This window comes from Blautia sp. AF19-1 (assembly GCF_003479155.1).
Classification (GTDB): domain Bacteria; phylum Bacillota; class Clostridia; order Lachnospirales; family Lachnospiraceae; genus Fusicatenibacter; species Fusicatenibacter saccharivorans.
This window is the reverse complement of record NZ_QUGQ01000004.1, coordinates 104,905-118,979: the sequence shown is the minus strand read 5'-3', so window position 1 is coordinate 118,979 and position 14,075 is coordinate 104,905. Positions and strand designations below refer to the sequence as shown.

Genomic DNA, 14,075 nt, shown 5'->3' with positions numbered 1-14,075 from the left:
GCATCCTCCTGAAACATGGAACGTATGGTTACCGTTCGTTACTGTTATACGTTCATGATTGGCAGTTGGCGGGACGAATATACGAGAGCCCGGAAAATTTCATAAAGTTTTAGTCCTTGACAAAGCTTTTGGAAAATGATTTCCTGCTATTGTAGAAACGGCGGAAAGTGTGATAAGATAAGGGAAGTGTACGAAATGCGAGGTCTTGTTTTATGATGAGTGGAAAGGAACGAAGAGAAGAGATTCTTCAAAGAATAACAAACAGTAAGACGCCGGTCTCCGGTGCAGCGCTGGCGAAGAGCTGTGAAGTCAGCCGTCAGGTGATTGTCCAGGACATTGCCCTGATCCGCGCTGCCGGATACGATGTGATTGCGACAAACCGCGGCTACATCTGCAGCAGCCCGGTGAGAGAGACGCGGGTCTTTGAGGTGAATCACACGGATGAGCAGATGCAGGACGAGCTGAATACAATTGTGGATTTCGGCGGCGTTGTGCTGGATGTGATTGTGCGTCACGAGGTTTACGGAGAACTGCGGGCGGAACTTAATATCAGTTCACGAAATAAGGTGGCACTGTTTATGGAAGAAATCCGGCAGGGAAAATCACGGCCGCTGAAGAATATCACATCAGGGGAACATTTTCATACCGTATCGGCAGACTCTGCGCAGACCCTGGATCTGATTGAAGAGGAACTGCGAAAGAAAGACTACCTGGTGCGGACTGTGAAATAGGGGAAAAAGCCCTTATTTTCACAAAAAACTGTTATTCGAAAAAATTTTAAATTTTTTTCAAAAAGGTGTTGACTTTTCTCTTAGGATAGTGTAATATACATGATGTCAGCGGGAACGAGTGATAAACAAAGAGTTCTAAAGCGACAAAGAAATGTGCGTTTAGCTCAGCTGGATAGAGCGTTTGGCTACGGACCAAAAGGTCGGGGGTTCGAATCCTCTAACGCACGGACGGTAACCGTCCTGGTGAAAACCAGGGCGGTTTTTTCGTATGCAGAATGAAAAATAAAACAAGCGGCCTTTTGGTCAGCAGCCAGACGGCCGCACTTTTTGAAAAAATCATGGGGAAACAACTTGTACGCTCATTGACACAAGTGAGATACATCTCCTATAATAAAGCCAAATTTAAGATCTCGAAAGGGGACAAGTTATGGCTAAGTTAGTAATTGATGCGAACAGAAAGCTTTCAAAAATCAATAAGGAAATCCAGGGACAGTTTTCGGAGCATCTGGGAAGATGTATTTATGAAGGACTCTATGTAGGAGAAAATTCCGATATTCCGAACGTGAACGGAATGCGTACCGATGTTGTTGAAGCACTGAAAAATATCAAAGTTCCGGTACTGCGCTGGCCGGGCGGATGTTTTGCAGATGAATATCACTGGAAAGACGGTATCGGACCGAAAGAAAGCCGCAAAAAAATGATCAACACCAACTGGGGCGGTGTTGTCGAGGACAACAGCTTCGGTACCCACGAGTTTTTTGAACTCTGCCGTCAGATCGGATGTGAAACCTATATCAACGGAAATATGGGAAGCGGTACTGTACAGGAGATGTCGGAGTGGGTTGAATATATGACATTTGACGGTGTATCTCCGATGGCAGACCTTCGTGCGGAAAATGGCCACGAAAAGCCATGGACCGTCGATTTCTTCGGCGTCGGCAATGAGAACTGGGGCTGCGGCGGAAATATGAATCCGGAATTCTACGGAAATATGTACCGCAGATATCAGACCTTTGTGCGTGATTACGATGGAAACAAAAAGATCCGGAAGATTGCCTGCGGCGCCAATGCGGATGATTATGAGTGGACGCAGGAAGTGATGAAAGCATGCTTCCGCAGAACCTCCCCACAGCAGCATGGCATGATGGATGGCCTGTCGCTTCATTACTATACGGTGCCGGAAACCTGGGATCACAAGGGAAGTGCAACGGAATTTGCGGAAAAAGACTGGTATAAGACCATGAAAAAAACGATGTATATGGAAGAGCTGATCCGCCGCCACAGCGCCATTATGGATCAGTACGACCCGGACAAAAAGGTCGGCATGATCGTGGATGAGTGGGGTACCTGGTATGATGTAGAGCCTGGAACAAATCCGGGATTTCTGTATCAGCAGAATACCATGCGTGACGCACTGGTCGCAGGGATCAACCTGAATCTCTTCAACAAACACAGCGACCGCGTCAAGATGGCAAACATCGCACAAATGGTAAATGTTCTGCAGTCGATGATCCTGACCGAGGGGGAGAAGATGGTCAAAACTCCGACGTATCATGTTTTTGATCTGTATCAGGTACATCAGGAAAATGATCTTCTGGCAAGCTCTCTGGAAACGGAGCAGGTTGGTCTGGAAGACGAATACATGGTTCCGAATCTGACGGAATCTGTTTCGGTAGATGCCAACGGTGTACTTCATATCACGATGACGAATGTGGATCTGGAGAAAGCATATCCGGTAGAGGCGGTACTTCTTGGAAAAGAAGCCGGCGAGATCAAAGCCGAGATCGTAACCGGCCATATGCAGGATAAAAACACCTTTGAAGCGCCGGAGACGGTTGGCGTTCAGGGCTTTGACGGTGTGCAGGCAACAAAAGAGGGAATTTCCTTTACCATTCCGGCGTGCAGTGTGCTTCATATCGCCGTAAAATAGGGAAACCATAAAAACCAGAAGATATCTGGGATGAAAAAAGATTCGGTTCCGGAGGAGTTTGATGGACGGAAATACCAGGATCTGTAAAAAATGCCTGCTTCGTGAGATGGACGAGGCAGGCTTTTTTCAGAATATGTATGATTATATTGCAAGAATTCCGGCGGACGATAAAACGCCGGAGGAGGAATACGAGCGGCGGCTTTCCCTCTGTAAGGAGTGTGAAAAGCTGCTGTCCGGCATGTGCCGCATGTGCGGCTGCTACGTGGAGATGCGGGCAGCGATTGCACTGCGGGACTGCCCGGGGAAAAAGTGGTAGCAAAAGAGAAACCCCGCACAGCGGATCCTGTGAAAACAACGGATCCCTGTGCGGGGTTTTGAGAATCAGCGAAGTCGGTAAGATCAGTTGGGACTCGTTTGCGTCTCCGTTGCGACTTTCGGATCCTTGAAATAGCGGGACAGCTTCGGCACGGAGATGAACAGCGTCAGAAATTCGGCGACCGGAATCGACAGCCACACACCGTTGGTGCCAAGCACGAGCGGCAGAAGCAGCGCGGAGAGAACGATAAAGACGAAGGTTCGCAAAAAAGAAATCAAAGCAGAGGTCTTTCCGTCTGACAGTGCCGTAAAAATGCCGGAGGCGACGATATTCGTACCGCAGAACAGGTAAGCGATGGAGAACAGATATCCGCCGTGGCGTGTCAGTTCAAAGCCGTACGTGCCTTTCTGCATGAAAACGGCGGAAATAACAGGAGAACCGAAGGCGGCCACAAGTGCGATGATCACAGAGCTTACCACAACGAAGCGGATACTGATGCGGTAAAGCCGGATCAGCCGCTGTTTGTTCCGGCTGCCGTAGTTGAAGCTGAACACAGGTGCAACGCCGATACTGTAGCCGAGGTACAGCGCAACAAAGAGAAACTGTCCGTACAGAATCGCCGTGATGGCGGCAACACCGATTTCGCCCTCAAATTTCAGCATCAGCATGTTGAAAAGGTAAGTGACAACGGCTGCAGAAAGATTGCTGACCATCTCGGAGGAACCGTTGAAGCAGCTTGTGGAGAGCAGGCCTTTGGAAAATTCCGGACGGGTGAAGCGAAGGCCTTTGCGGGCAAAGGTAAAGTATAAAATGCCGGCAACGGCCGGAATGCACTGGCCAAGGCCGGTGGCAAGGGCAGCTCCAGCAACACCAAGATGGAGCGGAACGACAAACAGATAGTCCAGAAGCATGTTGGTAATGCCGGCGGACACCGTAAGGGAAAGTCCGAGTCCCGGGCGTCCTGCCGTTACAAAGAAGGACTGGAACAGCGCCTGGAGAAGACAGACAGGGGCAAAGGAAAGGATCGTCCGCAGATAGGCGGTACCGTAATCCATCAGCACCGGCGTTGCACCGAGCAGACTGCAGATCTGGCGGCAAAACAGGTTGCCGAGCACTGCGCCCAGAATACCGATGATCAGTGTGGTAAGGGTAAGGGCAGAAAAGTTACGGTTGGCTTCCTCCTGTTTTTCCTGTCCGATCTTTGCGGCGACAACGGCGCTGCCTCCGGTACCGAACATGATGCCGACGGCAAGAAGAATGCTGACGGCAGGATAGACGATATTGGCGGCGGAAAGCGCCATGCTGTCCACGTACTGTGCGATGAAAAAGCCATCCACAATACTGTAGAGAGACATAAAGATCATCATGATGATCGATGGAAACGCAAACTTCAGCAGAGAGCGGAAGTTGAAATCTTTGGCGAGTGACTGACTCATAATCGAAAACCTCCTTTTTATGTGTGAAAAGCCTTTTTCAGACACGCTTTAGATGGGAAAGATTTCTTGTGAAAATTTGAATCGTTTGCTATTATAAAGGATAGGGTAACCCTATAGTCAAGTGCAAAAAAGGTGAAAAACAGGAAAAATTCCGAGAGCAAATGTTCAGGAAAAGGAGTCAGAAATGGGAAAACAGGAGTATTTAAGCGCGGGGCGATTTGCAGCGCTGGTAGGCACGACAAAGGAAACGCTTTTTCATTATGATGAGATTGGTCTGTTTGTACCAAAAAGAAGAGAGGCAAACGGCTATCGGTATTATGCGATGGACCAGATGGAAACATTTGATGTGATCGGAATGCTGCGGGAGCTGGGCATGCCGCTGGCAGAGATTCGAAATTATCTGGAACAGCGAAGTCCTGAAAAATTCGGAGTACTGCTGGAACAGGAGGAGAAGGTGGTGCGCGAAAAAATGCAGCGGCTCCGCGAGATGCAGCGCTGGATTGGGGAAAAGAAGCGGTTTCTGGCACAGGCATCGGCGGAATGCCGTGAGGCGTTTGAAAAAGATCCCTTCTGTCCTGTGGGAATTCATACCCTGCCGTTGCAGTATCTTGTCACGAATCACAGCGAGTCAGCGGATAATCTGGCAGTCAATCAGAAAATCGGAGAGCTCTATGCTTACTGTGGGCAATACGGAAATCGAAGTTCGTATAATGTTGGGTTTGTTCAGAAACGGGAAACACTGGAAACGGGGAATTTTCTGGATTACCGTGATTTTTATCTGATTTTTGATCGTGTGCCGGCGAAAGTGCGATACACGGTTCGGCCGGAGGGAGAGTATCTTTGCTATTATTATAAAGGACCGTGGCAGGGAATTGAAGCGGCGTACCGGAAGCTGTTCCGGTATGCCACGGAACAGAGACTTTTGCTGGACGACCGCTTTTATGAGGAATATATGGTGGACGCGCTGACCAGTCAGAAAATGGAACAGTATATTACGAGAATCGCCGTAAAAATTTTAAGATAGACAGGTAGGAGGGGAAAAAACAAGATTTTCACAAACTTTTTTCATTCTCCTCTTGACCATGACGCAACGTCACCCATTATAGTGAGGGTACAACAAGTTGAATTGACATAAAACTGAGACGATAAACACACCAAAAAGGAGAAAAAGCATGAAAGTATTAGTAACAGGCGGAGCCGGATTTATCGGCGGAAACTTCGTACATCACATGGTAAACAAATACCCGGATTATCAGATCGTAAACCTGGACCTGCTGACCTATGCGGGAAACCTGGAGACTCTGAAACCGGTTGAGGACAAACCGAACTACAAATTTGTAAAAGGTGATATCGCAGACGAAGCTTTCATCATGGATCTGTTTGAAAAAGAGAAATTTGACGTTGTTGTCAACTTCGCAGCAGAGAGCCATGTAGACCGTTCCATCGAGGATCCTGGCATCTTTGTTCAGACCAACGTAATGGGAACCCGTGTACTGCTGGATGCTTCCAGAAAATTCGGCGTAAAGAGATATCATCAGGTATCTACCGATGAAGTTTACGGAGACCTTCCGCTGGATCGCCCGGACCTGTTCTTTACAGAGAATACCCCGATCCACACCTCCAGCCCGTACTCTGCATCCAAAGCAAGCGCAGACCTGTTTGTACTGGCTTACCACAGAACCTTCGGTACCCCGGTTACCGTTTCCAGATGCTCCAACAACTACGGCCCGTATCACTTCCCGGAAAAGCTGATTCCGCTTATGATCAGCCGCGCACTGGCAGACGAAGAGCTTCCGGTATACGGAAACGGTGAGAATGTCAGAGACTGGCTGCACGTATCCGACCATTGTGAAGCAATCGACCTGATTATCCATAAAGGTAAAGTAGGCGAGGTTTACAACATTGGCGGACACAACGAGAGAACAAACCTTCAGGTAGTACAGACCATCCTGAAAGCTCTGGACAAACCGGAATCTCTGATCAAATACGTAAAAGACCGCCCGGGCCATGACAGAAGATATGCAATCGATCCGACCAAGATCGAGACTGAACTTGGATGGAAACCAAAATACAATTTCGATACCGGAATTGCACAGACAATCCAGTGGTATCTGGACAATGAAGACTGGTGGAAACACATCATCAGCGGTGAGTATCAGAACTACTTTGCTGAGATGTACAAAGACCGTCTGTAAGAGAGAAAAGTGAAATGCAAAGGCCGCAAAAAAGCGGCTTTTGCGAAGGAGTGGTGGATATGGATCAATATTATACCACTGGTGAATTTGCCCGGATGGCCCATGTGACCATTCGGACAATTCGCTATTACGACAAAAAAGGGCTGCTGAAGCCAAGCTTTATCAACGAGTCCGGTTATCGGATGTATTCGGATGAGGATTTTCTGAAGCTGCAGAAAATTTTATCGCTGAAATATCTCGGATTTTCCCTGAATGAGATCGGAAATATGACGATTCACGATACGAGTGCGGATATTCTGAAATCATTGAAAATGCAGATCGGACTTGTGCACAAGAAGATGGAAAATCTGGAGCAGATGGAAAAGGCGCTGCAGAATACGACACAGATTCTGGAGGAGACGAACCAGATCGACTGGACCGGCATTCTGAACCTGATTCATCTGACCGATATGGAAAAGATGCTGGTGGAGCAGTACAAAAACGGGGAAAACCTGAATATCCGTATTTCGCTGCACGAGCAGTATTCCCAAAATAAAAAGGGATGGTTCCCGTGGCTTCTGGAACAGATGGATTTTGACGGTGCGCGCCGGATTCTGGAGATTGGCTGCGGAAACGGACAGCTCTGGAAAAAAGCGGAGCCATCCGTGCTGAAAGGAAAGTATATCTGTCTGTCTGACCTGTCAGACGGCATGATCCGGGATGCGGCGGAAAATCTGGGAGAAGAAAAGGCATCCTGTTTTGATTTCCGGACACTGGACTGCCAGAAGCTTCCGTTTCCGGATGCGGAATACGACCGGATTATTGCAAATCATGTTTTGTTCTATGTCCAGAATCTGTCCCGCGGTCTGCAGGAAATCAGCCGTGTGCTTTCAGATGACGGCGTGTTCTACTGCAGTACGTATGGAAAAGGCCATATGAAAGAGATTACCGATCTGGTACAGGAGTTTGATCCGCAGATCAATCTTTCGGAGGTGGCGCTGTATACTATTTTTGGTCTGGATCACGGAGAAAAGCAGTTAAAGCCTTATTTTGGCAGCGTAGAGAAAAGAATCTACGAGGACAGTCTCTGGGTCGACCGGCCGGAGCCGCTTCTGGACTATATCCTTTCCTGCCATGGAAATCAGAATGAGTATCTGTATCCGAGACAGCGGGAATTCAAAGAATTTCTGGAAAAGAAAATTCAGAAACACGGCGGAATTGCGATCACAAAAGAGGCAGGGGTTTTCATCTGCAGAAAATAACGGGAGAGGCCGACATGAAAATGGAGGTCTCTTTTTTATCCCTCATTTTAGGCAAGTTTGACAAAAATGTTAAAAAATAAATACAGAGTATGTTTTTTGTATTGCCAGAGATCACAAAAGGATGTATACTAAAGTAGAATGTCTAAGTATGCGTGACTTGAAGAAAGAACACAAAAAGAGGGATAAGGTATGAAGGAATTATTTGATGTACACTGCCATATGGTCCCGGGGGTAGACGACGGTGCAGCTGACCTGGAAGAGTCGCTGGCGATGCTGAAAATGCAGCACGAGGACGGGGTCAGGAAGATTATCATCACACCGCATTATCGGCGGCGGATGTTTGAAACACCGGCAAAAAAGGTACATGAGCAGTTTCTGAAACTGCAGGAAGCGGCAAAAAAGGAATATCCGGATATGTCGCTTTATCTCGGGTGTGAACTTCACTCGAACATGGATCTTCAGGATATCCTGGAAAAACGGAAATATGTGACCATGGCCGGTTCATCCTATGTTCTGTTGGAATTTTCCGAGGGAGATTCCGCACAGCATATCCGTGAGAGAGTCTACAATGTACTGTCCTGCGGTTACGAACCGATTATCGCGCATGTGGAGCGCTATCAGGCAACGGTAAAGAGCGTCGGATTTTCCAGCGATCTGGTGGATATGGGCGCAAGACTGCAGGTGAATGTGGAAAGTATACTTGGAAAGTATACGTGGGGGGCAAAACGCTACTGCAGAAAACTGATGAAGGAAGATCTGCTCGGTTTTGTCGGCAGCGATTCCCACAACACAAAAACACGTATTCCCAACATAGGAGCAGGCGCTGCCTATGTTTCAAAAAAAATGGGAGAGGCATATGCCGAAAGGATTTTCCACGATAATCCGATGGAAATCTTAAGGGATGCCGGAGAAATCTAAAAAAAGTCAGGAGAAGAAGATGGAAACGAATCAACAGAATCAGGATGAAATTGAAATCGATTTACTGGAACTGCTTCGTGTGCTCTGGAGCAAAATTGGCTATGTGATTTTAGCTGCATTGGCACTTGGCCTTCTGATGGTACTGGTCAGCAAAGTATTTATGAAGCCGCAGTATGAATCGACGACAAAAATGTATGTACTGTCAAAACAGGACAGCAGCAGTACTGTAACAAGTGGAGATCTGCAGGCAAGTTCTCTTTTAACCAAAGACTATGCGGAGCTGATTCAGAGCCGTCAGGTTGTTGAAACCGTTATTGCACAGTTAAATCTGGATCTTACCTATGAGGAGTTTTTGAACAAAATTACTGTTACTACACAGAACGATACGCGTATCCTTTCGATTACAGTAAAAGACGAAGATCCGTATGTAGCAAGCCAGATGGCGGATGCAATCCGTGTAGCAGCATCAGATCATATTCAGAACGTTATGAACACAGAAGCTGTAAATGTGGTAGATGAGGCGAATATTCCAGATGAGCCGGTAAGCCCAAGTATTAAGAAAAACGGGCTGATCGGTGCAATAGCAGGTGCATTTATCGCGATTGTCATCATCATTATTGTTTATCTGACAAATGACACCATCCAGACCTCCGAAGATGTAGAACGTTATCTGGGTGTCAGTACACTCGGCATAATTCCTCTTGCAGAAGGACAGAAAAAGAGCAAGAAGAAAAACAAAAACGGCCGTGGAAGAAAGAAATAAGGGAGGATACGGAACGTGAATCAGGTAGTAGTAAAACAGGAAAAATCAGGCTATCAGATTGTGGAAGCCTACAAATCTCTTCGGACCAACCTTCAGTTCTGCGGAGAAGATAAGAAAGTAATCGCGGTTACAAGCTGTACACCAAATGAGGGAAAGAGCAGTGTTTCTATGCAGCTCGGCATTTCTCTTGCAGAGAGCGGAAAAAGAGTGATTTTGATCGATGCCGATCTTCGGAAATCGGTTCTTCTTGGAAGAACGAAAACACAGAAATCTGTTCGCGGACTGGCACACTTCCTGTCCGGTCAGGCAACTCTGGAGGATGTCATCTGTTCTACCAATGTAAAGAACTTTTACATGATTTATTCCGGCCCGTTTCCGCCGAATCCGGCAGAGCTTCTGGGGGGAAAGAACTTCCGAAGTCTTTTAAATGCACTTCGTAAAGTTTACGATTATGTGATTGTGGATACTCCTCCGCTTGGAAGCGTTATCGACAGTGCAATCGTTGCAGAAATCTGTGATGGTTCAATCATGGTCATTGAGTCCGGTGTGATCAGCTATCGTTTTGCACAGGAAGTAAAGAGCCAGCTCGAGAGAAGTAACTGCCCGCTGCTTGGCGTTGTCCTGAACAAGGTGGATATGCAGAAACAGGCGTATGGTAAATACGGAAAATACGGTCAGTACAAATATGGAGATTACGGCCAGGAGGAGGACGATTAACTGCCATGAAAAAAGGGATTGTTGCAGGTTTGATTGTCCTGTGCGTGGCGCTAGGAGCCGGTACAGCAGCTGTCGTAGTGACGGACGACCGAAAAGGCCCGGAAATCGAGCTTCCAGCTGATGGGGATGTAACGTATGAGGAAGGCAGTGATACAGCGTCTTTGCTGGAAGGCGTTACTGCAACGGATGAGAAAGACGGAGATGTGACAGATTCGCTGATGATTGAAAACATTTTCCCGAACGATGATCATACCAGTGCATCGGTTGTCTATGCGGCAAAGGACAGTCACAATAATGTATCAAAAGCAACACGCCGCGTGAATTATAAAGCTGCAGCGGAAGATACCCCGGCGGAAAATGAGGCTACGCAGGAAACGGATAACAGTGGGGCGGCAGATGAGTCTGCACCGGCAGCAGAGGAGCCGCAGCAGAATGACACAGAGGGCACAAAAAATGAGACAGATGCGCAGATGGAAATCGAAGCACTGCCGGCGGAAAGCCCAAAACTGTACCTGAATACGTATGAAGTAACAGTGGAAGCCGGAAACGATCTGGACAAAACCAGCTATATCAAAGAGATGACCGATGATGCAGACAGCCAGGAGTCACTCTTTAACCAGATTGAGATCGACGGCGATGTGGATACTGCAGTGCCGGGAGATTACACGCTGACGTATCATGTGACGGACAGCGATGGAAACAGATCAAATGCAGCGGTGCTTACCGTACACGTTCAATAAGAATAGAAGAACTGCTCTGATGGGGATGCCCGATCGGGGCAGTTCTTTTTTCAAGTTTTTACGGCGCGAGTAAAATTTGACAGCCCAAAATGAGTATGGTAGAGTGAGAAAGAAAGACGGCAGAAGGGGGCAGAGGAGATGCTTCGAATCTGGCAGAAAACAGAAAAACAGAAGCTGGAGCCGGTAGGAATGGGAACGGCGTTCCCCTTTTTAAAGGAAAAGAACCATGTAGTTTCTATCATCGGCGGCGGCGGAAAAACGACGCTGCTGTACGAGATGGCAGGCTTTTGCGTAAAAAACGATCAGAAGGTACTGGTGACAACTTCGACGCACATTTACCGTCCGCCGAAGGAATGGCATGACCAGAGTCTGGAAGCGGTCGAAAGAAAATTTCGCACAGGCCGCGCAGCGATTATCGGGAGTGCCTGCCGGGATCCGGAAAAGCTTTCCATGCCGGAAACGGAACTATTTGAAGCGGCACGCAAAAAGGCCGATCTGACGCTGATCGAGGCGGACGGCGCGAGACACCTGCCGTGCAAGGCACCGGCGGAACATGAACCGGCGCTGCTTTCCTCTTCAGATCTTGTGATTGGTGTGACAGGTCTTTCGGCACTGGGACAGCCGCTTGGCAAGGGCTGCTTTCGGGCAGAACGGGCGGCGGAACTGCTTGGCTGTACGATGGAACACCATATCACGGAAGAAGATCTGGCACGGCTGATCGCATCGGAACAGGGACAGCAGAAGGATTTGAAAGGCAGAACGTTTTATGCGGTACTGCACCAGTATGAGAAAAAAGAACACCGGGCGGCCGCAGAGAAACTTGTGGAGCTGCTGCGCAGGCAGGGGATCGAGCATGTTCTGGTTACGTGCGCGACAGGAAACAGAAGACAAAGCGGTGAGAACACGAATCCCTGGTATGGGAGAGCAGAGTTTCCCGTGCGTGAAGCGGAAGAAGAGTGGGAACCTGGAGAATAAAACGGAAATAGAACGGAGGAGACAGATGGCGGAATTTACCCATTTTAAGAAAGACGGCAGCGCCGTCATGGTCGATGTCCATGAGAAGCCGGACACGTACCGGGCAGCATCGGCGACGGGAACTATACAGGTAAGCCCGGAGGTATTTGCAGCCGTGCGGGACCATACGGCGAAAAAAGGCGATGTGCTCGGCGTTGCACGGCTGGCAGGCATCATGGGGGCGAAGAAGAATGCGGAGTTGATTCCGCTGTGCCACATTGTGCCGCTGACGAACTGCGAAGTGACATTTACCACGGACGAGAATACAAATTCTATTACGGCCGTGTGCACCACATCATGTGTCGGAAAGACCGGCGTGGAGATGGAGGCGCTGACTGGTGTTTCCACAGCGCTGCTCACGATCTACGATATGTGCAAGGCGATGGACCGCGGCATGGTGATTCGTGATATCCACATTCTGGAAAAGGACGGCGGAAAGAGCGGTCATTATATCTATCAGAAAGAGGAAAAATAAAGCATGGCAGAAAAGAAAGATTTCCCGGTTTTCCGGGTGGGAATTGTAACGTTAAGTGACAAAGGCTATCAGGGCGAGCGCGAGGATAAGAGCGGCCCAAAGATCAAAGAGCTGCTTCCGGCGGAGCAGTATGAGGTCGTTTCGATGCGCCTTCTGCCGGATGAGCGGGCGATGATCGAGGAGGAACTGATCCGGCTTGCCGATCTGGAGCAGTGCGATCTTGTCCTCACGACAGGCGGCACGGGATTTTCCATGCGGGATGTGACACCGGAGGCAACTCTGGCGGTATCCGGCCGTGTGGCACCTGGCATCGCGGAGGCGATCCGCGCGGGCAGCATGGCGATCACAAAACGGGCGATGCTGAGCCGGGCAGTGAGTGCAATCCGTCATCGGACGCTGATTATCAATCTGCCGGGAAGCCCGAAGGCGGTGGAAGAGAGTCTTGGATTTGTACTTGATACCCTGCCGCATGCGTTGGGACTTCTGCGCGGAACGGACGGAGAGTGCGGAAGAAGCTGAAAAAAGAGGGAACAGGTAACGATGGAAGAAGAAAAAATTATTTTCTGTAAGAGCGGCGGCTGTACGGCAAAGCTCGGGGCAGGCGTGCTCGAACATATTCTGGAGAAGCTGCCGAAAGGGGAAAAGGATCAGAATCTGCTGGTGGGCTATGACAGCAAAGACGATGCATCCGTCTACCGGCTGACGGACGACCTTGCGATGGTCCAGACGCTGGATTTCTTTCCGCCGGTGGTGGAGGATCCGTACACGTTTGGAAAAATTGCGGCGGCGAATGCCTTAAGCGACATCTATGCGATGGGCGGAGAGGTGCGGACAGCCCTGAATATCGTCTGCTTTCCGGAACAGATGGATCTGAATGTCCTCGGAGAAATCATGCGCGGCGGCGCGGAAAAGGTGCAGGAGGCGGGCGGATCGCTCTCCGGCGGTCATTCGATTGCGGATGACAGTGTAAAATACGGCCTTTCTGTCACGGGAACCGTGCATCCGGATCGGATCTGGCAGAACAATACGGGCCGCGTGGGTGATCTGCTCATTCTGACGAAACCGCTCGGAACCGGCATTCTCTGTGCGGCGCACCGCGTCGGGGAGGAAAACCCGGGTGGATTTCAAAAGGCAGTGGAATCGATGATGACGCTGAATAAGTACGCCTCGGAGACGGCACGGAAGTATAACATTCATGCCTGTACCGATGTAACGGGCTTTAGTTTCCTAGGACATCTGCATGAGATGATGGAGTCGGGCGTGTCCTGCCATATCTGGGCGGATCAGATTCCGGTGTTCCCGGGGGCTGTGGAAGCGGCGGAGGAGTTTCTGATCACTGCGGCAGGCCAGCGGAACCGGAATCATCTGGAGCAGCATGTGACCTTTAAGGATATACCGTTCGGCATGCAGGAGGTGCTGTTTGACCCGCAGACATCGGGAGGGCTTCTGATGGCCGTGGATGCCGTGGATGCAGAAAAAATGCAGAGAAAACTGCTGGAGCAGGGGATTCCGGCAGCAATCGTTGGAAAAATCACAGAGCCGGCAGGAACCGAAATTTATGTGACACAGAGCAGGAAATGGTAAGGCAGGGAGGATGAA

At 49.1% G+C, this 14,075-nt stretch carries 15 protein-coding genes and 1 tRNA gene; 15 read left to right on the top strand and 1 reads right to left on the bottom strand.

The genetic code is table 11. The features are described 5' to 3' along the window. Nucleotides 1–215: 215 nt before the first annotated feature. The 4 genes from DWX26_RS03755 (at nt 216) to DWX26_RS03740 (ending at nt 2,977) form a co-directional block, all read left to right on the top strand. Entirely contained in the window at nt 216–731 is a 516-nt protein-coding gene (locus tag DWX26_RS03755; RefSeq protein ID WP_055220692.1) for a transcription repressor NadR, read from the top strand. A gap of 153 nt (nt 732–884) precedes the next feature. Further along, a tRNA-Arg gene (locus DWX26_RS03750) sits at nt 885–958 on the top strand. A 200-nt stretch (nt 959–1,158) separates the two neighbouring features. Next, nucleotides 1,159–2,661, top strand: a complete 1,503-nt coding sequence (locus DWX26_RS03745; protein ID WP_117760633.1) for an alpha-N-arabinofuranosidase — start codon at nt 1,159–1,161, stop codon at nt 2,659–2,661. 61 nt (nt 2,662–2,722) lie between these two features. Next, the gene (locus DWX26_RS03740; RefSeq protein WP_118600883.1) at nt 2,723–2,977 is read left to right on the top strand and encodes a DUF6171 family protein; all 255 of its coding nucleotides are present in this window, start codon (nt 2,723–2,725) and stop codon (nt 2,975–2,977) included. Between the two features lie 83 nt (nt 2,978–3,060). On the opposite strand, the gene DWX26_RS03735 is transcribed toward DWX26_RS03740, so the two are convergent. After that, the gene (locus DWX26_RS03735) at nt 3,061–4,413 is read right to left on the bottom strand and encodes an MATE family efflux transporter (RefSeq protein WP_118600882.1); all 1,353 of its coding nucleotides are present in this window, start codon (nt 4,411–4,413) and stop codon (nt 3,061–3,063) included. A gap of 184 nt (nt 4,414–4,597) precedes the next feature. Between DWX26_RS03735 and DWX26_RS03730 the strand changes: the two genes are divergently transcribed. The 11 genes from DWX26_RS03730 to selD all read left to right on the top strand — a co-directional run bounded on the left by DWX26_RS03730 (nt 4,598) and on the right by selD (nt 14,060). Next, nucleotides 4,598–5,437, top strand: a complete 840-nt coding sequence (locus tag DWX26_RS03730) for a MerR family transcriptional regulator (RefSeq protein ID WP_118600881.1) — start codon at nt 4,598–4,600, stop codon at nt 5,435–5,437. A 148-nt stretch (nt 5,438–5,585) separates the two neighbouring features. Next, nucleotides 5,586–6,608: a dTDP-glucose 4,6-dehydratase gene (gene rfbB / locus DWX26_RS03725; protein WP_022461570.1), complete on the top strand. Its 1,023-nt coding sequence runs from the start codon at nt 5,586–5,588 to the stop codon at nt 6,606–6,608. Nucleotides 6,609–6,667: 59 nt separating this feature from the next. Beyond that, complete coding sequence (locus tag DWX26_RS03720; RefSeq protein ID WP_117802055.1) at nt 6,668–7,849, top strand: MerR family transcriptional regulator; 1,182 nt, start codon at nt 6,668–6,670, stop codon at nt 7,847–7,849. A 189-nt stretch (nt 7,850–8,038) separates the two neighbouring features. Next, nucleotides 8,039–8,767: a CpsB/CapC family capsule biosynthesis tyrosine phosphatase gene (locus tag DWX26_RS03715; protein WP_055227942.1), complete on the top strand. Its 729-nt coding sequence runs from the start codon at nt 8,039–8,041 to the stop codon at nt 8,765–8,767. A 19-nt stretch (nt 8,768–8,786) separates the two neighbouring features. Beyond that, entirely contained in the window at nt 8,787–9,530 is a 744-nt protein-coding gene (locus DWX26_RS03710; protein ID WP_055228010.1) for a YveK family protein, read from the top strand. A 15-nt stretch (nt 9,531–9,545) separates the two neighbouring features. Beyond that, nucleotides 9,546–10,247 carry a polysaccharide biosynthesis tyrosine autokinase gene (locus DWX26_RS03705; RefSeq protein WP_055227943.1) on the top strand — a complete coding sequence of 234 codons (702 nt, stop codon included), beginning with the start codon at nt 9,546–9,548 and terminating at the stop codon, nt 10,245–10,247. Between the two features lie 5 nt (nt 10,248–10,252). Then, a complete protein-coding gene (locus DWX26_RS03700) occupies nt 10,253–10,987 on the top strand; it encodes an immunoglobulin-like domain-containing protein (protein WP_055227944.1) in 735 nt (244 codons plus the stop codon). A 138-nt stretch (nt 10,988–11,125) separates the two neighbouring features. Then, complete coding sequence (yqeC, locus tag DWX26_RS03695; protein ID WP_118600880.1) at nt 11,126–11,962, top strand: selenium cofactor biosynthesis protein YqeC; 837 nt, start codon at nt 11,126–11,128, stop codon at nt 11,960–11,962. Between the two features lie 25 nt (nt 11,963–11,987). After that, a complete protein-coding gene (gene moaC, locus DWX26_RS03690) occupies nt 11,988–12,476 on the top strand; it encodes a cyclic pyranopterin monophosphate synthase MoaC (protein ID WP_022462471.1) in 489 nt (162 codons plus the stop codon). 3 nt (nt 12,477–12,479) lie between these two features. Continuing rightward, the gene (locus DWX26_RS03685; protein ID WP_022462470.1) at nt 12,480–12,995 is read left to right on the top strand and encodes a MogA/MoaB family molybdenum cofactor biosynthesis protein; all 516 of its coding nucleotides are present in this window, start codon (nt 12,480–12,482) and stop codon (nt 12,993–12,995) included. A 21-nt stretch (nt 12,996–13,016) separates the two neighbouring features. Then, nucleotides 13,017–14,060, top strand: coding sequence for a selenide, water dikinase SelD (gene selD, locus DWX26_RS03680; protein WP_118600879.1), 1,044 nt, complete (start codon nt 13,017–13,019; stop codon nt 14,058–14,060). Nucleotides 14,061–14,075: the final 15 nt, after the last annotated feature.